The organism is Crateriforma conspicua, from assembly GCF_007752935.1.
GTDB classification, from domain to species: Bacteria; Planctomycetota; Planctomycetia; order Pirellulales; family Pirellulaceae; genus Crateriforma; species Crateriforma conspicua.
Window position 1 is genome coordinate 6,773,434 of sequence record NZ_CP036319.1, and the last position, 23,241, is coordinate 6,796,674.

A 23,241-nucleotide genomic window follows, 5' to 3' on the forward strand; every position below is an offset into this window, starting at 1 on the left:
CGTCCACGGGCCACCATCGGCAACACCCCGAACTCCGCGATCGATATGCTAGGGATCGCCAAGTCCCTTTGCCGCCCCAACGCCCCACCCCGAGAGTGTTTGTAATGTTTTTTCGCCATCGATGGTTGCTGGTCTCGTTTTGTATCTGCATCACATTCGGGGCTAGCGAAACCGCTGGTGCCGATTCCCTGGCCGGCAGCCGGCCCAACATCTTGCTGGTGATGACCGACGACCAGGGCATGGGTGACCTGTCTTGCATGGGGAACCCGGTGTTGCGGACGCCAAACTTGGACAAGTTTCATTCGATGTCGATGCGGTTCACGGACTTTCATGTCAGCCCGACCTGTGCTCCGACCCGCAGCGCGATCTTTAGCGGACGTCACGAATTTCGAAACGGTGTGACGCACACCATCAAGGAACGGGAACGGATGGCCCTATCGACCACCACGTTTCCACAGCTATTGCGGCGGGCCGGATATGCCACCGGCATCTTTGGAAAGTGGCACCTCGGCGACGAAGACGAATACCAGCCCTACCGACGCGGGTTCAGCGAAGTCTTCATCCATGGCGCCGGCGGAATCGGCCAGTCATTCCAAGGAAGCTGCGCCGATTTCCCACCGAATCGCAAAGCAGACCAACGCTATTTCGATAACGTGATCCTTCACAACGACACCATCGTTCAGACCCAAGGGTTCTGCACCGATGTGTTCTTTCAAGCGGCACTCGGATGGATTCGCGATCAGCAACAATCCGGTACCCCCTTCTTTGCCTACGTGTCGACCAATGCCCCACACGGCCCCATGATCGCCCCCGAAAGTTACAAGAAGCGATTTGCGGATATGGGTTGGGACGGGAATACCCAAGGTCGCTACGGGATGATCGAAAACATCGATGATAATTTCGGTCGGTTGATGCAGAAGCTAGACGAATGGGAACTGTGGGAAAACACGCTGGTGATTTTCATGACCGACAACGGGCAAGCGGGGCGCAGCGGTAAACGCAACGGAAAACCCACTCCGCTGTTTACCGCCGGGTTCAAAACCGGCAAAGGATCACCCTACGAAGGTGGTACACATGTCCCGGCGTTCTGGCGATGGAAAGGCAAACTGCCCGAAGATACTGATGTCGGTGCATTGACGGCTCACATTGATCTGTACAAGACGTTCTGCGAACTCGCGGGCGTGAAAATCCCACCGAATGTCCAATCCATCGATGGACGAAGTCTGCTGCCGTTGTTGGAAAACCCTCAATCCGAATGGGCGGATCGGGAATTGTTCGTGCACGTCGGACGTTGGGAAAAAGGCGCCGATCCGAATGACAGTCGCTATGACAGGTGTGCCGTGCGGACCACGCGTTGGCGTCTGGTCAACAACAACGAATTGTTTGACATTCGTTCCGACCCCAAGGAATCCACGGACGTCGCCGACGCCCATCCGGACGTCGTTCAACGACTGCGGACCGTCTACGATCAATGGTGGAACACAACGCGACCGCTGATGGTCAATGAAGATGCCCCCTATTGCCCCGTCCAACCACAAGCCGTCCGATACGAGAAGCAATTGGCGGAATCCGGCATTCCGGACTGGCAGGCACCTTCGTTGTGACTGAAATCGCTGCCCATTGGCATTGTCAATGGCGGCCGATTTCAATCATACGAACCGATAAGTTCCCGGCATGGGAACGGGCGGCACGGGGTGATCGCCCAACTTGTATTGTTCCGGGCCCAATTTGGTCTCGGACTTCATCGCTTCGTCCCAATCGATTCCTTGGCCGCTATACACCGCTTCGCGTCCGATGATCCCGGTCATCGTGGCTTCGGCAATCGTTTGGGCTTCGTTGATCGGGTTGCCTTGACGGATGCTGTTGATTAAATCCTCGTGTTCCCGTTTGTAGGCGCTCGGTTCCTTCTGCCGTCGACTCCACGCTTCTCCAGATTTCGGCTGAATATAGTCTTTGCAGTTGCTCATGCCGCCAGTGCCAACGATTTCTTCGCTGACCATATTTTTGCAACGATTGATCTGACGGCACTGGCTAAACACGGACACTCCGCCTGGGTATTCATACTCAACTGCAAAGTGATCGTAGATGTGCCCATAACGTGGATCTGTTCGAACCTGACGGCCCCCCAGACCGCTGACCACACGCAACGGGTGTGATCCGATCACCCAATTCATGATGTCCAAATTGTGAACGTGCTGTTCAACGATATGGTCGCCTGAAAGCCAAGTGAAATAGTTCCAATTGCGAAGTTGCCATTCCATGTCGCTCCATTCTTGTTTCCGATTGACCACCCAGATCTGGCCTCCGTTCCAGTAGCATTTTCCATAGACCAATTCGCCAATGGCGCCGCCGTGTATTCTCTCGATGGTTTCGCGATAGCCACGGTCATGGCGTCGCTGCGTTCCGGCGGCAATGCCCACCCCTTTTTGCCGGGCAAGCTTTCCGGCTTCCATCACCATGCGGACACCGGGGACGTCGACGGCCACCGGCTTTTCCATAAAGACGTGCTTACCGGCATTGATGGCCGCTTGTAAATGAAGCGGTCGAAAATGGGGCGGCGTTGCCAAAATAACGTAGTTCACATCCGTCATCGAAAGAAGCTGCTTGTAAGCATCGAAGCCGGAGAAACAGACTTCCGGCCCCAGATCAAACCCCAACTTGCCCATCTGTTTCCGACAACTCTCCAGACGGTCTTCGAACACATCCGCAAGTGCCACCACGCGCATTCGACTTTGGCTGACCTTTGTGTCTTGGGCCACCGTTTCAGTGTGATATCCCGATTGCGGGTAGACGGTCAAACGTTCGGCACCCAGGGCATCGATCACGGCGCCTGTTCCGCGGCCCCCGCAACCGATCAAACCTATTCGGATCTCCTGATCATCACTGCCAGCGGCATGCACACGGGGCGCAGAAGCGACGGATGCGGCAGCCATCGCGGCCGACCCCGCTTTGAAGAATTGACGACGGCTCGCAGAATCGGATGTATTGGATGAGGAATTCATTTTTTTGCCTTCGGATGAATGATCTTTTTCGACCGGATTCCAAGAACGGACCAAACCAAATCGACATACCAGCCTAATGCAGACGCGGATGCATCGCCGCATTGCGGGGCAATATGCCGCAATCCGAGTGACTTTCGTCGATTGATCCACCGGCGCCGCGTTGGTCGTCGCTGGGACTTCACAACACGCTTGAAAATTCGGTCAACTGCTCATCAGCGCAGCCGAATTCAGGGATCACCTCGGCGGATCAAGACAGGCCGATCGGCGGGACGCAATTGCAGGTCGGACTTCCCGCCGACCATTACCTGAACCATCGACCAAGTCCTGGGGTCCGAACCTTCGCCGGCAAAATGATCTGCGGAACCCGCCCCCTGAAGTCGCGGTGAATCCACCAAGTTGGTCAGCAGATAGCTGGAACAATCTTGGATTTCAAAGAGCGCACGACGCGGCCACGCCGACGCGTTTCCTCCATAGCCAAAAATGCGGATTTTTTCACTGTCGACCATCCTGATGATTGGGGTTTGGTACTCGCCTTTGACGCCAAACACGCTGACATCGCTTGCGGAACGAATTTCCATGTTTGCATCGCTGCGTGCATGTTCCGGATTGCATTGATAGAACCGCAGTGGCTGACGGGTGCCTTCGATCAAAACGTGGCGGTATTCCTTTCCATGAAGCGCCCAGGATTCTTGGTGGAAGTTGTAAAAACTGCCGCCGCCGTTGCCGGTGATTCGCACCAACGGGAAGTCATACTGGGGCAGTTCTTTCAAACGTTTTGCTTTCCACGCCGCTGGCATGTCAACGTTGACGCTGCGATAGACGGATGCCCCGCCGCATCGCCAGTTCAGACAATAAGCGCCGGGTGCGTCCAGCGTCGTGGCCAAACCGAAAAACGCCAACGTCGTGCTTGCCTGGGCATCGTCGGCCGTCTGGATCAACGGCATTGGATCCGCCGGGTTTACAAACGCACTGCGCTTGCCACCCAACGGTTCGATCCAGGTATAGCAACGTCCCACACCGATCAGTGCAGTGTCGGATCGCAATCGAATCGGCCGTGAAATCTTATAAACGCCTTTCGGCAGGAAAACGATTCGGTTTTCGTCAACGGCGCGTTGAATGGCCTCCGTATCGTCGTTCCGGCCATCGCCCCGAGCCCCATACGGTGGTTCAGCCACATTGACCGCTCCCGGGGATTGCCATGACGGAAAAGATGATCGCCAAAGGTGGCGTGTCACCAAATCCTTCGGCGGACCATTCACCGAATCAACAAGTGCATGAATCGCCGACGACGATCGGTTACCATTCAAAATAACGGGCGTCCCGTATCGAAAGCCTGGCATCGGCGTCCAAGATCCCAGCGGCGGGGCCGGCAGTGCGGCAGCCAATTCCTGCACGTGAATCCAGCCATCTTGATCGGCTTTGAACAACGTCTCTTGGCCACTTTGCACCACAGTCGATGCACCACGTACATACACGTCATGCAATGTCACCGCCGCTCGTGCGTCGATCACCACATTCTCGCCGGGCTTCTTAAAGTCAACCGTGGAATCGACCATCGAAAGTTGGCCATGGTGTGGCGTTTTTTGGCGTGTGACAATCACGGGACCGTGGCCATTGGTTTCGATCCGGCACCCGACCACCGTCAAAGCCTGACGCGAGCCATTCACAATAGCGGCTTGCTCTTGATCGATCAGGGTGATCCCGGCCAGGGTGGGCGCGGGTTGCGTCTCGGAGTAATCAATTCCGACTTTTCCTCCGACCACGGTGATCCCGAAGTGGGATCCTCCCGACCCCGCGCCGCCTTCCAACCCGGTCAATCCGCCTCGTGCGTCGATGGTACAGTCTTGAATACTGGATCCTTGTGCGGCGCGATGGCGGATGGCGACGGCCCCCGGATTCCCCTGACCGACACTGACATCGATTCCGATCATCATTTGGTTCATGTTGATGTTCGGCTGCAACGCGCTGGTCGGTTGCTCTCGACCACTTCCGAACGCCCAAAACCGAACCACGTGCTTGGGACGAGTCGGGTCATCATATCCGGCGCTATGATCGGCAAGTCGGATCATTGGACGTTCCGCTGTCGACCGATCGCCGACCAAGATGCATGGTAAATCGCGTGTATTGCGAAGCTTGCCGATGTCGGGATCCCAACGTCCGTGCAGGCATCGCAGTGTGTCGCTGACGACGTAGGTGCCCTTTGGAAAATAGGTCACCATTTGTGCGTCACGAGCGAACAAGATCGCGCGCTGAATTGCTTTGGTGCTGTCGCCTTTACCCGTCGGATCGGCACCAAAGGGAGGTGCGGTGACGTCAATCATCCCCAACGACGAAAGAGGCTGACTGGCTAACACACGATCGGGATCTTCCGCCGACCTTGCATCCGCCCCCATGACACCGACGAGAAGGATGCAGACCGAGAGTCGCAAGATGGGGTGGGCCATATCAATTTCTCATGCGAATTTGCGGGCAACGTCACAATGGATGTCACAAGAAGGTTTCCGGTGCAGTGTAACGGTGAAGACGCCCGCACAACGCAACGAAAACTTGATGCAGGCCGCCGTGAAGCCGAGGAGACAGTGTCTGCGGCACTTCACCGCAGCAAGCATGGTGGGGTGACCACCTTTCACCGATTTCTACAGTCACCGGAAAACGAATCGATTGAATTGGCGCCATGACCAGAACAGCCAATCGAAATCATGCCAGCAACATTTCAGAAGCCGACGACAACGTCAGCGAATCTCCAGCAAAGGATCGCCCAGAACATCCATCCGAGGCTGGATCCCCAAACCAGGTCGGTCCGACGCCTTCATCCAACCACTCATCCGCTGGGGTGCTCCATCCGCGGTACAGACGGTGACATAGCTGTTGAAATCGGTACTGGTGAATCGAAAGGCTTCGGGGGTGCTGTGGGCAAAGTGCGCGATCGCGGCCGTGGCAATGTCTCCGCCCCAGCTGTCTTCCAAAGTCATTGCGATTCCCATCGCGACGCACAAATCTCTCGCCTGCTTTGCCTTGGTAAGGCCACCCAACTTACTGATTTTTAGATTCACCACGTCCATTGCCAGATCAGATTTGGCGCGCAACAGCATCCCAAGACTGTCAATGTTTTCATCCAGCACGAACGGATGATCCGTCCCACGTCGAATCGCCAAACATTCCTCATAGGTCTCGCAGGGTTGTTCGATATAGACGTCCAAGTTCTTTGTCGCCCGAACCACCCGCATCGCTTCATGCTGCGTCCAACCGGTGTTGGCATCAGCGATCAGTCGATGCGACGCGGGCAGGATATCACGAGCCGCATGAATGCGTTCGATGTCGGTGTCGGGATCACCACCGACCTTCAACTGAAATCGTGTGTATCCTTCGTCGCGATAGCGCGTGATCTTCGCCGCCATCTCGTCAGCCGACTGTTGGGAAATGGCCCGGTACAACCGTACCGCGTCGCCATGGCGTCCCCCCATCAGCGTGCAAACGGGCAAGCCACTGGTTTTGCCCAATAAATCCCAACAAGCGATATCGATTCCTGATTTCACATATGGGTGCCCACGCAACACCGAATCCATCCGCAGGTTCAGCGCACCGAGTTCACGTGGGTCGCATCCGATCAAGCGAGGACCGATTTCGCGAAGCCCCGTCCGCACACCTGCGGCAAACGCGGGCAGGTAAGCTGGTCCCAACGGACAGACTTCGCCAAAGCCCACGGTCCCGTCGTCCGTTTCGACCGCAACGATGGTGCTGTCAAACACCGAAACGGACTTTCCGCCCGACCAATTGTATGAGCCTTCGATCAAGGGAAGATCGACTTGATAGGCGCGGATGCATGCAATCTTCATCGCGGTTTCCACTGGGATCGTTCAAAGAGGTCACATCGTACCCGCCGAAGGCAAACCTGTTCGATCCGGCGATCGATATTTCCAATGGATGGCCCCCTTGAAACTGCATCACCGATCGGCCGTTGAGGTAGACTGACGACTTGAATCATTCAAGACACCAGCGATGCCATGGCTCACTCAACAATCCCGGTTTCCGCCGACGCGTTTGTCATCCGCGTTGACCATCTTGACCGACGATCCCACGCAACGACGCTCTGGTGGGCACGGATTGCCTTGGCGATTGTCGTTGTCTGCATCCGGGGACCTGTCGCCATTGCAGATGAAGCTTCGCGTCCAAACATTCTGGTCATCCTGGCCGATGACTTGGGATACGGTGATGTCGGCTGTTACAACCCAGAATCGAACATCCCGACGCCGAACATCGATGCGTTGGCCCGCCGCGGCATCAGGATGACCGATGCCCATAGCCCATGCACGGTTTGCACGCCGACTCGATACAGCTTGATGACCGGCCAAATGGCATTCCGAATTCCCAATGGCGGACGTGTCTTCAGCGGCGCAGGTGGTCCGTCTCTGATTGCAAGTGATCGTTTGACCTTACCCGGCATGCTTCAACAAAACGGTTATGCCACCGCCTGTTTTGGAAAATGGCACATTGGCCTGACGTTCTACGACGAACAGGGTGAACCGATCCATCGCGGCGGACTTCCCGACGTACAACGAATTGACTATTCGCGTCGCATCGACGGTGGGCCGATCGATTGCGGCTTTGACCAATTTTTTGGTACCGCTTGTTGCCCGACAACCGATTGGCTGTACGCGTTCATCGATGGTGATCGAATCCCCACACCGCCGACCGGCCTATTGGATCGATCGACGTTGCCCAAGCATCCCTATGCCAACGACAACCGACGTGGAATGCAGGCGCCGGACTTTGATTTGGAAACGGTTGACTTGGTTTTTCTGGAAAAGAGTCGGCAGTTTCTACACGATCATGTTCGACGCCATCCCGACCAGCCATTCTTCTTGTTGCACAGCACACAAGCGGTTCATCTTCCATCGTTTCCGGCACCCGCGTTTCAAGGTCAAACCGATCCGGGTCCGCACGGTGATTTCATTGCCCAACTGGACCACATCGTCGGCGAATTGACCGACACGTTGGACGAATTGGGCATCGCCGAAAACACGTTGCTGATCTTCACCAGTGACAATGGTCCAGAAGTCCCCACCGTGTTCCACATGCGAAACGATCACCAACACGACGGCGCACGACCTTGGCGTGGCGTCAAGCGGGACAATTGGGAAGGCGGCCATCGCGTGCCGTTCATTGCGACTTGGCCGGGCAGCATTCGCCCAGGGACGACCTCCGATGCCTTGATTTCACTGTGCGACGTGTTTGCAACCGCAGCGAAAACACTTGATGTCGACCTGCCTGATGACGCGGCGGAAGACAGCTACAGCTTGATCCCTGTTTTCCAGGAACGTTTGTCCGGCCCATTGCGTCCGTATCTTTTGCAGCAAGGATTCGGCGGCACTCGCTGGCTGGCAATCCGACAAGGCAAATGGAAGTACTTGGATCATAAAGGATCCGGGGGCAACAACTATGAAAAGCACCGACAATTGAAATTGTTCGCTTTGCCCGATCACGCACCGGATACGCCAGGACAACTGTACGATTTGGAAGCCGACCCAGGCGAAACGTTCAATCTGGTCGAACAACATCCGGACGTCGCCGCAAGACTACGCGATCAACTACATGAATCGGTTCAGTCCGGACGCAGCCGTCCCGCCAAAACAGCGAACAGTTCCGCGCAATGAGCTTTCTTTCTTCAACTTTCTTCGAGACCGCGATGCGACCTGAATCCAAATCCCGCTGTCTGATTGTCTGTGTCCTATTGCTGGGTGTCGCCACCCTGCGATCCACCGCGGCCGCGGAGACGGACTCGCCACCATTGAATTTTGTCGTCTTACTGGTCGATGACCTCGGCTTCATGGACATCGGCGCGAACAATCCGAATTGCTTCTACGAAACGCCCAACATCGATCGCTTTTCCGATTCCGCGATGCGTTTCACCAACGGCTATGCAGCGAATCCGGTTTGTTCGCCGACGCGGTTCAGTATGATGACGGGGCGTTATCCGACGCGCGCTCAGGCAACCAATTTCTTCTCGGGAAAACGCGAAGGCACGTTTCGCCCGGCACCGTTGAACGACAAGATGCCGCTGGAAGAAGTGACGATCGCGGAAGTGTTGAAGCCCAAGGGATACCAAACCTTCTTTGCCGGCAAATGGCATCTCGGTCCCGATCCGAATTTCTACCCGCCGGCCCAAGGTTTCGATGTAAACATGGGCGGCTATCACCGTGGTGGCCCCTACACAGGCAAGAAGTACTTTTCGCCTTTTCAAAATCCGGAATTGAAACCTGACAGTCCGCCGGGTGACCATTTGCCCGATCGTCTGGCTCGTGAAACCGCTGCCTTTATCAAACAGAACGCGGACCAACCCTTCTTGGCATACTTGGCCTTCTATTCCGTCCATACGCCATTGATGGGACGCCCCGATTTGGTGAAGAAATATCAAGCGAAAGCGGTGGAGATCGAAGGCGAAGAGTTTGCCGATGAAGAACAGGTCTTCGGCGACCGTCCCCGCAAGGTTCGCATCCTGCAAAAGCATGCCGTTTATGCCGCCATGGTCGAAGCCATGGATCAGGCGGTCGGCGAGGTCTTGGACCAGATCGACGCCGCTGGAATCGCCGATCACACCGTCGTCGTTCTGACATCCGACAACGGCGGGTTGTCCACATCGGAAGGTTCGCCCACCAGCAATCTGCCGCTGCGTGGTGGGAAAGGATGGGTCTATGAAGGTGGCATTCGTGAACCGTGGATCATTCGGTACCCCGGTGTGACCCAACCCGGCAGCGTCAGCGACGAACCGATCTGTTCGATTGACTTGCTTCCGACCATTGCCGCCGCAGTAGACGCGACGCTGCCCCCGTCGATTGACGGGATCAACCTGGCTCCCGCCCTTCGCGGAAACTCATTGGATCGCGATGCACTTTTCTGGCACTACCCCCACTACAGCAATCAAGGCGGCTTTCCCGGCGGCGCGATCCGGATGGGCAATTACAAGCTGATCGAACGTTACGAAGACGGTCGTATTCACTTATACGATCTGTCCAAAGACGTGGGTGAAAAAAATGACCTGGCCGAAAACATGCCGGACAAGGCGGAACAGATGCGGCATCGGTTGCACGATTGGTACCAGGACGTGAACGCGCAATTCCTTCGGGAAAAGAACGGCCACCGACCTTGGGTCCCCAGCGAATGATCGCGATGATTCGCATCAGCGTTTGCCGCTGCGTCGTCTGCATTCCAACGACACGCGGGAACTCCGACCCGTTCCATCGCCCGCGTTGATGATCAGTGGTCCCCAGCGGTGGTTTCAAACACCCATTGCCGCGACGGTTCATCGCTGGGCAAGTTGAACGTCAATGCAAAGGTTCCCGTCGTTGGATCGCGGTCAACCTGCCACTGATCCACCCCCTGTGACGATAACTCAAACGGAACCTTTGATCCGTCGACGATCTGGTGCAATGAAAAATCCTTGATCGTTGAAAGGCCTTCGATCCGCACCGGAATGGGTCCGACACCGTCCTGATGCCGCCATCGAACGGTCGAATCGCTGGCTCGGATCACCACGGGATACGCTTGCAACAACTGACCACCAGACACATCCGTGGCGACCTCATGGTTCGTCGCTTCACGAAGTGTGGTTTCCCATGAAGAGGGATGAACATGAAGGTGTTCGCGAAACACTTCGTTGGGTCCGTAGTAGTCCTCAGCGTTTCTCGGCAAAGTGATCAGCTCAACCATCAATTCGACTTGATCACCGCTGCGAAAACCGGAAACCGGTTCCGGTGGCACCAACCGCAAATCCACGTTTGCCGGGCCTGACTGGTGCACCCGCACATCCAACGTCGGTCGCTGATAGACTTTGCCGCCCAAATTCGCGCGATAGCGGTGCACAATCAACGCTCGGTATCCATTGGGCTTGGTCTTCGCCGCGACGGAATACGCACCGGTCAACGCGACCCAATGCGGAGCCTCGCCGTTCCACTGAAATGAATCGATGATACGATCCCCCTTTGCCCTTCCGGCATCCACAGGGATCTGGCGAATCAATCCGCTGCGTTGTCCCACATCGACATATGGAGTCGCATAGTGATGCGTCCGACCGAGTGAAAAAAACGAAACATCATCGGCGGACACCTCTTGGTGAAACTGATAACGCAGCGTTTGAAACGTACGTGCATAGTCGTCGGCCCGTGCAACTTGAACATCGGCGGAAAATGAGACCTGCTGATCTGTTCCATAGAAACCGGTTTGCAGCATGCGAGGCATACACGGTCCGTGTGACAGATAAGCGGTCTTTACCCCGCGCGGATGAAACTTTTGACCGGTCACATTCCTGATGTCCAGCCAATCACCACCCCACCCTGCTTCGGTCCAAGACCATTTCCGCCCATCGATGCCATCGCGAGCCATCAGCATGCGGATATCCGTGATCGCACAATCAACCAGACTGCGATCGCTGTCAAAGCAGATGGTTTCGCCCCAGCACCCAATTGCAAACTGATCCCATCGTCCATGACCGCCATACCCGACAAGACTTAGCTGTGCGTGACTGGCACTGGGCAGTGCCCCGTAGAAGCCATAGGCCAATCGCAAACGATAGGTTGCCGTCTGTCGCGGAAGCATGGCGAACACAATGGCATAGCTTCCCTTCGGTTCGTAGTGCCAATTCTTACTCAGCTGAACAGGAATCCCGGTCGGTCGCCCCCGCGAATCGCATAAGACAGGGGCGATGCCCGTGATGTTGGCCGGCGATGACAAATGCAGCATGAACGGAACGGTGTCATCAACGGCTGCAATTGAATCCGTCTTTGACCGCGGAGTCACTGAGATCTCGAACTCGTCGAAGCCCCGATTGGGCTGATAACCGGTCTGAAACGGTCGACGCAAACGCCCAAACTTGACCGCATGACAAGCGTAATCATCATCGGGGCGGGCAACTTGCTGCTGTCCGTCATGAGCCATCACGGCGATATCGACCTCGGCCGTAGATGCATGCTCTTTGTCGAAATGGCAAACCATCCGAACCCGCTGCTCACCATCCTCTTCTGCTTTGACTTCGAATGATTCCGCTGCGGACCATTCCCCCATCGCACTTCTCAGGTGCAAAGACATGTCCACTGTTTTCTCGGACGGCAAGCCTTCGGCAATCAGAGTGAACACCAATCGGTCCGGCCATGCCACGATGTCCAAGCGGCTTTCGACATCCAAACGTCGCCCTGAAGCATCCAAAATTTCAAGCCCCAGAAAATCGAAGTGCTGGACGAATCTTCCGGATTCCCACAATCGCACATCGGCCAACCGCTTGAGGTCGCCTCGCGTCCCGGCGGCACAACGCTTGGCGGTATAGCTCCGACCATCGACAACCATCTGAAGCGTCAGCGACGCGGCAGGTATCGCGGCCCAGTCAGTGCACTCGGTTTCCAACGCCGCCTGATAACCGGGCATGGGTGTCGATGGACCCAGCCTAGGTTGCGACATCTGCTCAACATCCAACGCAAATTCGAACCGATCCGTTTGAATCTGAAACACATCGGGGCTCGAATCATCCTGGTTCTTTCGCCAACCGTTCTTCCAAGTTGCGAATGAATAGTGATCCGACGCGGATGCGGACGCCATGCATCCACCGATCATTGCGACAAAGGCCAGCCCAAACACAACACCGGGAAGCTGTCTGGATGTCGTTCTCCCGAAACCGTGGTGATGTAAAAAGTTCATGTGCGTCATTGTGTTCCAGTCACACCGTCGGACCGTTTTCTGCCGAGTCTTGGACCACGCGGCTTCCCCGCAATTGGCGGGAAAGAACATCCCATTCCGACGGCATTTTCCAAAGTACAGTCCGCCGCGGCTTGGTCGCCGGCGATCAAAGCGTCAATGGTCGCACCCCCAGTCCCCGACGTCCAGCAACCGCCCATCATCTGGCTTGGGTCAAAAAGAAGCAGCACAGCGGATCGTCAATTGTTTACAATCTGAAGGTGCGTCGTGGATGCGACGCCCGGCATGAAATATCCGACGAAGCTTCGGCCGCCCCCCCTCCACCAAGCGTCATCCCTCCAAGCAATTCGCCATGATACGTCCCCCTCTGCCCTTCTTCGCACTTCTGGCCGCCCTGGTATTGTTGTCCGATTCGGCCCCGGCCCAACAAACGGCATCGCAGGCCGATTCCGTCGTCCAACCGAACGTGCTTTGGATTCTGACCGACGACCAGCGATACGATTCTATCCGTGCTTTCAATCAAATGCTGCACGGTCGTGACATGAGCGAACTGGGTTATGTCGAATCACCCAACGTCGATCGCTTGGCGGCAATGGGCACGACGTTCATCAATACCTATTGCCAAGCCCAAGGCTGCGCACCGTCACGTGCGTCGATGCACTTCGGACGTTACCCATTCCGTTCGGGCGTCTATGAATTTGAATATCACAACAACAACGCCCCACACTACAAACCAACCCTTCCCGAACAAATGGCATCGTTGGGATACCAGACGACACACATCGGGAAACTGGGCGTCCGGCTGAAAACGGTCACAGGCAATCGGGTTCAACCCCATCCGATCTATCAAACGGACCTAAATTTCAAGCAACTGCACCGCGACGGGTTGACCGGTTGGGGGAAAGACTGGTTCTACGAAATCGACGGCATCAAGCTGGATCCACCCATCAAACAATTGCGTTTCTTTGTGACCCCGGATGGCGAGTTCGAATATGCATCTTTGGAACTGGAAAAACGGTTCCCCAAGTATGCCGGATCGGCCGAGATGACGATGAAGAAGTACGACTTGCTGCGTCACTTCACGCCGACCAAACCACCAGCCCCCGACAACGGATCGATTCTGTCGGGTGTCAGTTCACAACCGGCTGGCAAAACACGTGATGGTTGGTATGCGTCGTTGTTTGGCGAATACCTAAAAAGCGAACAACAACCATTCCCCGTTGGATCACAAACGTTTGATGGCGTGGATCCCACCAAGCCGCTGTTCTGTCACATCGGATTTGACTTTCCTCACACTCCCGTGTTGCCCCCGGGCGACTATCGCGAACGCTTCCAACAGCACATTTACAAGGTTCCCCAGTTCAGCGAAAGCGAACTGGAATCGATGCCGAAACAGATGCAGAAGCAAGTCAAAGCCGGCTATTCGGATCACTTCACCGATGCTCAGAAACAGGCGATGATCCAAGACTACTTTGCGTTCTGTGCCTACGGCGATTCGTTGGTCGGCCAGGCAACCGACGATTTCATTCGGTACAGCAATGATCATCAACAACCGTGGGTGATCGTTTACGTCTGCGGCGATCACGGCTGGAAACTCAATGACCACGGATCGGTCAGCAAGTTCACGCCGTGGGATATCGATGCCCACAACCCGATCATCGTGGCCGCGTCGGACAAACAGGCATTCCCGGCTGGCAAAGTGGTCACGGACTTCACCGAGTTTGTCGATATCGCACCGACCATTCTCGCCGCGGCCGGTGCCGATCTTTCCACCGAACGCTTTGATCATTTGGACGGTTACGATTTGGCCAAGGTCACCTCCGGTGATGCACCAGCGCGAGACTACGTCGTGGGTGAAAGCCATGCGGTCACCGGCCCTCGCGCGTTCATTCGGACCAAAGAATACGTGTTGTCGCTGCAGACCCGCCCCGACAAACGCCGTGGCGTCGACATGCAATGGGCAATGAAGGCTGATTACGCGGACCTGGACCCGGGTTTGTATCACATGCCCAGCGATCCTCATGAGATCCACAACTTGGCATTCGACGATGACTATCGGCAGGTCGCCCAAAAACTGAAAGACAAACTGTTACGCATCGTCCTTGGCGACGGACGCGTCGAAGTCGAATGGGGGCCAAAGGCTGACGGTACCAAGATCCATCGCAGCTCATTCGCGACCGGAGCCCACGACGGAAAACTGGAACTGTAGCGTTCCTTCTTCCAGCGGCTCGGTCGCATCACGGATCATCCGGCCGGGCCCTAACTCTACCCCCCCCTCATCAATGCACGCCCCGTGTCGACAGACGCGGGCCTGCGGATCACCGTTCCCTCGATCCCCATCAAGTTTGAATGTTGACATCCTTCGCCCAACTACGCCTGGCCGTGATGCTTGTGTCGGCGGCATGCCTGGCCACCATCTGTCCCGTGCATGGCCAGCAACTAAGCCAAGAAGGCTTAGCACAACAAGCAACGCATCATTTTCTGTTTGACGACTTTGCCAAAGACCGCCAAACCACGTTCACCGGTAATGGGCGTGACCGTGGATTGAAAGAGCTGACAATTCTGACCGAAACGCACCAGATCGGCGACGGTGACGAAATCCTGTTGCCCGAGGGTGCCGAACGGATCGCCGGACTGTTTCGCCACTTTGCGTTTCACGGTGAAAACCTGCACCGTATCGCCGAAGTCCGGGTGTTCCCGTTCTCGCCCGACAAAGCTCCCCCGCGTAGCAAGCAAGTCGAAGACTTTTATCGCGTTCAAATGCCGTCGATTCCGTTGATGGACTCAACACCATCGCGAATGAAGATGCGGTTTCTGATGAAGCAAAAGAATGAAACCTGTCGCATTGACGACTTGGTTTTCATTGCCCAAAAAGCGATCCCACCACAGTTTGACACGATCCCCTATCGCGACCTGGGATCAGAATTCCCGCGTGATCGGGTGGAAATCCAATTGGACACCGATCACGAATTGTCCGTTGGTGGAACCAGCCGTCTGCAACGCGATCGATGGTTCCGGATGCATGAAACACCTGGAACCGTCGATGCCACGTTTGAAAACTGGGCCGCCCAACGCGGATTCCTGACCGGTCGCGGTGCGTTCAAGTTCAATCCGGGACTGACCCGAAGCTGGGGCGGATCCGAAGTGTTGCAGGAAAGCAAAACACAGCCCGGCGCCGCTGACATGAGCTTCTTTGATCGATACGACGCCGGCGTTCGTTTGCGAAAGGCAATCCCGCTGTACCAAGAAAAGCCGTTCGCATGCTGTTTCAACGACTGGCCTGATTTCATGTCCGTGCCCCTGGTCGGACGTGGCACACCTCAAGTGGAACACTTTGACGACGCCGCGGAATTGGCGGCCGCTCTGGTCGCCGAACAGATCAAGGATGCCGGTTACAGCGCCCATTGGTGGGAAGTCAAAAACGAAAGCAGCGTCCAATCCGAATGGGCCCATCACTGGCAGGAAAGCAAAGGCATCGACGGCTGGGGGTTGCTTGCCGATTTTCACAATCGAGTCGCGGAAGCCGTCCATCAGCGTTCGCCCGAAACCCAAGTCGGCGGTCCATCATCCGCCTACATGCAACTGCAAGTCAAAGACTTTGATCTGTATCGCAACCAAGCCCGGTTTATCGAAGAAACGCGCGGCCACATTGACTTCTTCTCGCATCACTTTTACGAGAACGCGTTGATGCTCGGTGCTCACGAGCGTCGTGGGCTGGGCTATTCGAACTACCTGTTGGGCCGATACGAAGCCATTTTGGACATGCTTCGTGCGCACATGCACAAAGTCGACAATGTGTTGCCGATCCTGATCACCGAATGTGGATCGCTGCAAAACGGTCGCCAGCCATCGGACAATTGGCTTCGGCTTTACGCCTGGAACGCCTATCTGAATAAGTCGATGCAGCGTCCCGATCAGATCGACTTGTTTGTTCCGTTTATCTTCTTGCACATGTCGTGGAACCCCAACAGCGGCGACGCCGCGTTCACACCTAAAACCGATCGCGACCGCCACCGAACGATCGAAGATTTTGATCGCACAACGGTTTCACACTACTTCGATCTGTGGAGCGACTTTGACGGGAACCGGCTGCCGGTCGACTTCCAACGCGATTGGCTGGACGTGGTTGCCGTGCATGACGGTGAACGTATCTCTTTGGCGGTGACCAACATGGGTGGACGACAAATCGCCATCGATCTTTCCGATGTTGCCCAACGCGTCGGTGCAAGTGCTGCGACACAGACTCGGCTGAATTACCATCGTGGCCAAGTCGTCTTTGAACCGGAACATTCCGTGGACGCGTCGAAGATCCCCGTCGATGTCAACGAAACCACTGTGATTCGGCTTTTGTTGCCCCAGCCGCTTACCCCCGCAGGAACACTGGTAATGGATCGAAATTATGCCCATGCGACGGCGATCAAAAGCGACGGCCAATCCAAGACCTTCCGAATCAACGTTACCGACGCGGCGCACGTCAAACACGCCAAACTGATTGTCGGTGTGCATCGAAGCGGCGGCATCACGGAACCCTTGGCCGTTCAAATCAATGGCACGCCGGTTTCAATTGATACCGGCGACGCTGATGAATTCTCCGAGTTCTTCGCACCATTGGACGCAGCCATTCTTCCATCGTTGATACAGCAAGAAAACCAGATCGACATTGTCGCCCAACCCGGGACGACGATCACATCCGTCCAGTTGCAAACGTTACGCGACGCAGACTAGTCACCGTACGGCGACAACGCTTTTCCGAACGCCTTGGTGTCGCACGGTTGCAAGATTACCGACGCGCACCAAGGCATCGTTCGTTCAGCACGGCAGCATCGCTATGTTCTTTCAGGTTTGACGTTCGCGTTCCAGCAACCATCTCTTACGCCACACCCCACCGGCGTACCCATTCAGTTTCCCATCAGCGCGAACGACGCGATGACAGGGAACCAAAATCGCCAATCGATTCTGGCCATTGGCGCGTCCCACGGCTCGCTGGGCACCAGGCTTTCCGACTCGACTGGCCAGTTCTTGGTAACTGATGGTCGCACCAGGAGGGATCGAACACAGTTGCTCCCAAACCGCACGCTGAAATTCCGTGCCCCGAAGTTCGTACGGGACGGTGAACTTGCTACGGTGGCCACAGAAGTACTCCTGCAACTGTTCTTCCGCTTGCCTAATCAACGAGTTGGACTCAACACGAAAGTCGGCACAAAACAACGTCTGTGTGTTCTGCAAATGTGCTTCCAACGTTTCTTGATCGGCAAACTCCAACAGAATCAACCGCTGTGGGTCAGCGGCCACCACCATCGGTCCCAAAGGGGTCGTGATCCGAGCCAGGGAAGCCGGCACAGCGATTCGGCCACGTGCCGGCGGGCGACCTTGGGCCCAGCGTTGAAGCATCGCGTCGGCCGATCGATCGTTCTGGTCTGTCTGCGTCAACAGTCCCTTTAGAACACATTGCCGGGGAACCGACGCAGGTTCGTGCATTCCCAACTTCGTCTCAGTCGGTTCGCCGTCCATCACTTCAGATTACCGTGATACAAGTACAAGGCACCGTAAGTCCAATTTCGCTTTGGCATCCCCGGAAAATTGGCCCGATCCATCATCAACGCGACATAGGGGGCCGGATACCCGGACGGAAGCGGAATCACGTTGGGCCAAATTCGAGTTCCATGATCGTCATTCCAGGGTGGACGATGAATCTGTAACTCCCCGACCGGCTTCAGATCAGGATAACTTCGAACATAGACCGTTCGATCGGCGCTGCCGAACAGGGCGAATCGCTTATCGCCGAATTGCTGGATCTGCGTGCCCGTGCTGTCGACTTCTACCGGACCGGCGATCCGCTGATAGCCATGATCCCAGTGATCGCTTTCCCACATGGCCGCCTTGTATCCACCTGCATTCTCGCACAACAGCAAACGCCATTTCCCATCGCGGCTATCGTACACACCGTGCGGATCTTCATGCGCACCGTCGATGCCAACCGGCCGCGCCTTCATGATCGAATATCCTTTGCGTGGGTCTCGATCTGAATGGACCGCAAGGATCGATTTGGATTCATTGCGGCCTTTGCTTCCGAACGCGCTGAAACCGGTCGTCCAACCACGCCATTGTCCCGTCGTTGAATCGCGAAACAAGTGCGACGCCAATTCGTTGCGCAACAGCCCATCCCCCATATCGAACACAATCAAGCCTTCGAAACGAAGATCGAATACGGATGGGTTCAGCGAAAACACGCCTTGGGCTGGATGCGGAAGCGCACGTCCGCGAATGGTGACGGTGAACCACAATCGCCCGTCATCCAATAAGGGGCGTCCCTGTTCGTCGGTGATGGCACGAATGTCCGCCTGACCGGTCCCCGGAGTGATCGCCGCGGTCACCCGTCGAATCTTGATCTCGGATGAATCCTTCAAATTGGCAGTGGCCATGAATTCGTACCGAAATGCTACAGCCTTGTCTCTTAGCTCCAGATGCTCCGAAAAATCGATGTACCCGATCAACCGGCTGCGACCAGATGTTTCAATGAACACGTTCGCGCCGACCGCCGCCATCTGGACCCTCAGAACACAGGATGCTTTCTTAATTTGGTGATCCTCTAGATTCCAGACATGGGACTGAACGTCGTTGCCATCAATGTGCGTCGTCCATCGCACCTGATTCGGCCGATCATTTTGAAACAGCAATTCGGCTTCCAAAAAATCAGTCGACCCTGAATCATCCAACCGGATTCCAACCGCCCCGTTTCCGATGATCGAAGCAATCTCCACTTCATAGGTCGCAAAAGGGTTGACACTACCGATCCATCGCCGCGTCAACGATCGTTCAGATTGTCCGGCCTTGACGATCAGGTGCCCAGATTCCAGCCTGCAAACCGCACGCTCACTTGCGGGAACGTTGTCCGGATGCATCAAATCCAGATCAATCGCTTTGGAAGGTGACAAACCAGCAAGTGGAATCGCCTGTTCGGAATCAAAAACCATTCGCCGCACCGCTTGCCGACGAAACTGGATCTGATCTGGCCGAATGTCTTGGCCAATCGCCATGCCGCCAACGATCAAGCCACCCAGCATCCAAATCGTGATCGTGCCAAGGGTTCTACGAGAAAAGTGTTCCGTGTGGGTCATCACAAGAAGTTCCGAACTAGACGCCGAGCAATTCAAGTACAATCAAAAACTTTACAATGGTGACGCTAAACACCTGCGGACCGATCGACCAGATCCCATCCGAACTTTCGACAGCGTCTCCGATCCCGCGGCCCAATCGCTACACATCATCGCGATTCGTTCCCCAAAATCTGGGCACGCCGATTCCTTCCCGAAGATGCCAGCGACCAGCACCGACGATGAACAAAGCATTTAATGTGAACAGATACAAAATCTGCCTCAGTATCGCAGTTTTCTTACTGGTTGCGGTATCCAAGCAAATCCAGGCGGCCCCAACCGTCGACCGCCCCAACGTCATCCTAATCTTCGCGGACGACCTTGGCCCGGGACTACTGGGATGTTACGGCCAACAGGTCATCCGCACGCCCAATATTGACCGCTTGGCGACCGAGGGTATCCGATTCACCAACTATTACGGCGGCGTCTACTGTGCTCCTTCACGCTGGACCCTGCTAACCGGCATGCATGACGGCCGCGTCGGCGGGTGGTCACAAACCCGCCCCGGCCTTCCCATCCAGCGTGATTCCGGACGCATCACACAGCAAGAATATGAACGGCGATTCGCGGCGCTGAAGGCCAACGCCAATCCCATCGCTGAGAACGAAGTCTTCTTAGCACAAATTGCGCAGCGTGCCGGATTCGAAACCGCACAGTTCGGCAAACTCGACCGTGGCTTTCTGACGTGGCACCAACGTGTCAAGCGATTTGGATGGGACTTCTACGAAGGCTACTTCGACCACCAGCGATGCCACGGCTTTTATCCACCCTATCTGTGGCGAAACGGCCAGCGATTCGAACTTCCGGGGAATACACGGGCGGACTGCGGAAAGACTTCCGAGAAAGGTGATGAACCGATCGGATACGGCGGCCAAACGTACTCACAAAACGTTTTCATTGAAGGCATCGTGAAGTTCATTCGCCAGAACCGTGACCGACCCTTCTTCCTCTATCACCCCACACAATTGCCACATGGTCCGGTTTCCATCCCGGAACTGCATCCTGATTTTGCTGACGCACCGAACCTTTCCTTGGCTGAAAAGAAATACGCGTCGATGGTGAAGATGCTTGACGATCACGTCGGACGGATCATGAATGAACTGAAGATTCAGGGCCTGGACAAAAACACCATCGTCTTCTTCACCTCGGACAACGGTCACGAACTCTACTACGGCCCCAAAGATGATTATCGCGCACAGCGATTGCCTGATGGCAAGCCAGCCAATCTGACCGACAGAAAATGGCGAACGTCTCGGTACGGTGATGTGTTCAACGGCGCCGGCGGACGCGCGGGTTTGAAACGGAGCGGTTACCAGGGCGGAATGCAATGCCCCATGATTGCGCGCTGGCCAGGAAAGATCGCCGCGGGTACCGAGACCTCTCTACTGTCATCACACTACGATTTTCTTCCCACTTTGGCGGATTTAGTGGGGCAGAATACGCCCGCCGGAAAAGATGGGATTTCGTTCTTGCCCACCTTGCTCGGGCAAGAACAAACCGAGCGACACGATCACATTTTTGTCTTCAATCGATTTGCCGCGATGGGAAGCAGCGCATTGATCGCAAGCGATGGCTTCAAACTGGTCGAAGCCCGACGCGATCAAGGCGTTTTTCAGCTGTACAACATCGGGGAAGACAACGAGGAGCGTTTCGACTTGGCGTCCCGATATCCCGACAAAGTCCAGCGAATGAAGAAGATCATGCAGCAAGAATCGAATTCTCCGCGTCCGGACTTGGCTCCGGCTCAGCCTTGAAGAACAACGTGTCGACGCCTTCAAATTTCCAATCTCACCACCGTCCGAAAGCTGCTGACAAACCATGCGTATTCCCTGCTCTGCTGGCGTTGTACTGACCGCCATCGCTTGCTTTATCCAGTGGGGGACCGGTTCGGTCGTTGCATTGGCGACCGATCAACGTCCCAACCTGATTTTTTTGATGGCCGATGATCAGTGCACTTACTCCCTGGGATGCTATGGCAACAACGATGTCCAAACACCGAATCTAGATCAGCTGGCACGTGATGGCATCGTGTTTGATAATCACTACGTCACCACGGCCATCTGCATGGCCAGTCGGGCAACCGTGATGACGGGGCGCTTTGAGTTCAAGACCGGATGCAATTTCACGCATGGTGACATGCGGCTTGACACTTGGAAAACGTCCTACCCGGTTCTGCTTCGCCGATCAGGCTATCGCACTGCATTTGCCGGAAAGATCGGCTTCGACGTCGCTGACCAACAGGGCGAACACCGATTGAAGCTGGCGAATGAATTCGATCGCTGGGGCGGTGGTCCGGGTCAGACGAGTTACAAAACCAAAGCGAATGCGTCCATGGCCGCCTATGCGGACAAGTATCCGCATTCAACACTGTCCTATGGCGCATTCGGTCGCGATTTCATTCAGAATTCCGCGATCTCCGGCCAGCCATTCTGTCTTTCCATCAGCTTCAAAGCACCACACAAGCCTGCCGAACCGGATCCGGCATTCGATGCGGTCTACCAAAACAATCGCTTCAGAAAACCCGATAACTTCGGTCGCGAGTACGGGACACATTTTTCCAAACAAAGCAAAACGGATCGCCAATACGAGCGTTTCTTTAGCTGGAATTATGCCGATGACTACGACGGCGTGATGGCCAAGTACCATCAACAGGTCTATGGAATTGATCAAGCCGTTGGGATGATTCGAAAAGCTTTGAAGCAGTGCAATGTCGACCACAACACGGTCATCATCTACACGTCAGACAATGGATTCCTCTGTGGGTCCCACGGCTATGGTTCCAAAGTCCTTCCCTACGAAGAATCATCACGCGTCCCATTGATCGTGTTCGATCCGCGGTCCCCGCGGTCAGGCCAAAACCGGCGTTGCGACGCGTTGACCGGAAATTGCGACTTCATGCCGACGTTGCTGACGCTTGCGGGCGTTCCCGTTCCGCAGGGAACCGACGGTGGCGATCTGATGGCTATTTATGAAGATCCTTCCCAATCCATCCATGAATCATTGCCACTAATCAACGTTTGGGGGAATCCGGCAACCCATTCACTGTCCGTAGTAACCAAAGATCATAAATACATCTTGTGGTCCTACGCCGGCGACGGATTCGAAGCATCAGAAGAGTTCTACGATACAGCAAACGATCCGCTGGAATTGGTCAACCTGGCCGGAAACAACCAGCAGATCGAAACGCTTCGCCTGATGCGTCGTCGATACGACGCATATGTCCGCCAGTGGGCCAAAGAATCGGTACCCTATAACGGCTATCCACGATATGCGACGGTGTTCGATCGCAATCTTCCCTGGAGCGAGAAAGCCGCATTGACGAAGCGATCGAAATCGCAGAAATGACGGTTGCCCAGTAGCCAACTCAAAGGCCCTCCAACGTGCGAGCGCATCAAGCGAACCAC

Annotated in this window: 13 protein-coding genes; 7 read left to right on the forward strand and 6 right to left on the reverse strand. The window is 55.6% G+C overall.

Annotated elements, in window-relative coordinates; all coding sequences use genetic code 11:
- The first annotated feature begins 104 nt into the window (after positions 1–104).
- Positions 105–1,604 (forward strand): arylsulfatase, encoded by a 1,500-nt coding sequence (locus Mal65_RS24785; protein WP_145304014.1) that lies wholly within the window; start codon positions 105–107, stop codon positions 1,602–1,604.
- A gap of 45 nt (positions 1,605–1,649) precedes the next feature.
- On the opposite strand, the gene Mal65_RS24790 is transcribed toward Mal65_RS24785, so the two are convergent.
- From Mal65_RS24790 to Mal65_RS24800, 3 genes are all read right to left on the reverse strand, one after another.
- A complete protein-coding gene (locus Mal65_RS24790) occupies positions 1,650–2,825 on the reverse strand; it encodes a Gfo/Idh/MocA family protein (RefSeq protein ID WP_196784429.1) in 1,176 nt (391 codons plus the stop codon).
- Between the two features lie 404 nt (positions 2,826–3,229).
- Positions 3,230–5,446: a glycosyl hydrolase family 28-related protein gene (locus tag Mal65_RS24795; protein WP_145304017.1), complete on the reverse strand. Its 2,217-nt coding sequence runs from the start codon at positions 5,444–5,446 to the stop codon at positions 3,230–3,232.
- Positions 5,447–5,734: 288 nt separating this feature from the next.
- Positions 5,735–6,838: a cis-3-hydroxy-L-proline dehydratase gene (locus tag Mal65_RS24800; protein ID WP_145304019.1), complete on the reverse strand. Its 1,104-nt coding sequence runs from the start codon at positions 6,836–6,838 to the stop codon at positions 5,735–5,737.
- Positions 6,839–7,006: 168 nt separating this feature from the next.
- Between Mal65_RS24800 and Mal65_RS24805 the strand changes: the two genes are divergently transcribed.
- Complete coding sequence (locus Mal65_RS24805) at positions 7,007–8,656, forward strand: sulfatase family protein (protein WP_145304021.1); 1,650 nt, start codon at positions 7,007–7,009, stop codon at positions 8,654–8,656.
- Positions 8,657–8,688: 32 nt separating this feature from the next.
- A complete protein-coding gene (locus tag Mal65_RS24810) occupies positions 8,689–10,164 on the forward strand; it encodes a sulfatase (RefSeq protein ID WP_145304023.1) in 1,476 nt (491 codons plus the stop codon).
- Between the two features lie 92 nt (positions 10,165–10,256).
- Here the strand turns inward: Mal65_RS24810 and Mal65_RS24815 are convergent, their stop codons facing one another.
- Entirely contained in the window at positions 10,257–12,587 is a 2,331-nt protein-coding gene (locus Mal65_RS24815; RefSeq protein WP_145304025.1) for a hypothetical protein, read from the reverse strand.
- Positions 12,588–13,035: 448 nt separating this feature from the next.
- Here Mal65_RS24815 and Mal65_RS24820 point away from each other — a divergent pair, with 448 nt between their 5' ends.
- Positions 13,036–14,892 (forward strand): sulfatase-like hydrolase/transferase, encoded by a 1,857-nt coding sequence (locus Mal65_RS24820; RefSeq protein ID WP_145304027.1) that lies wholly within the window; start codon positions 13,036–13,038, stop codon positions 14,890–14,892.
- Between the two features lie 140 nt (positions 14,893–15,032).
- The gene (locus Mal65_RS24825; protein ID WP_145304029.1) at positions 15,033–17,408 is read left to right on the forward strand and encodes a beta-agarase; all 2,376 of its coding nucleotides are present in this window, start codon (positions 15,033–15,035) and stop codon (positions 17,406–17,408) included.
- Positions 17,409–17,519: 111 nt separating this feature from the next.
- On the opposite strand, the gene Mal65_RS24830 is transcribed toward Mal65_RS24825, so the two are convergent.
- Both Mal65_RS24830 and Mal65_RS24835 read right to left on the reverse strand, forming a co-directional pair.
- Positions 17,520–18,161 (reverse strand): methylated-DNA--[protein]-cysteine S-methyltransferase, encoded by a 642-nt coding sequence (locus tag Mal65_RS24830; protein ID WP_165701512.1) that lies wholly within the window; start codon positions 18,159–18,161, stop codon positions 17,520–17,522.
- Positions 18,162–18,193: 32 nt separating this feature from the next.
- Complete coding sequence (locus Mal65_RS24835; RefSeq protein WP_145304033.1) at positions 18,194–19,801, reverse strand: hypothetical protein; 1,608 nt, start codon at positions 19,799–19,801, stop codon at positions 18,194–18,196.
- 218 nt (positions 19,802–20,019) lie between these two features.
- On the opposite strand from Mal65_RS24835, the gene Mal65_RS24840 reads away from it, so the two are divergent.
- Both Mal65_RS24840 and Mal65_RS24845 read left to right on the forward strand, forming a co-directional pair.
- Positions 20,020–21,591: an arylsulfatase gene (locus tag Mal65_RS24840; RefSeq protein ID WP_145304035.1), complete on the forward strand. Its 1,572-nt coding sequence runs from the start codon at positions 20,020–20,022 to the stop codon at positions 21,589–21,591.
- Between the two features lie 64 nt (positions 21,592–21,655).
- Positions 21,656–23,182, forward strand: a complete 1,527-nt coding sequence (locus tag Mal65_RS24845; protein ID WP_145304037.1) for a sulfatase family protein — start codon at positions 21,656–21,658, stop codon at positions 23,180–23,182.
- The last annotated feature ends 59 nt before the right edge of the window (positions 23,183–23,241 follow it).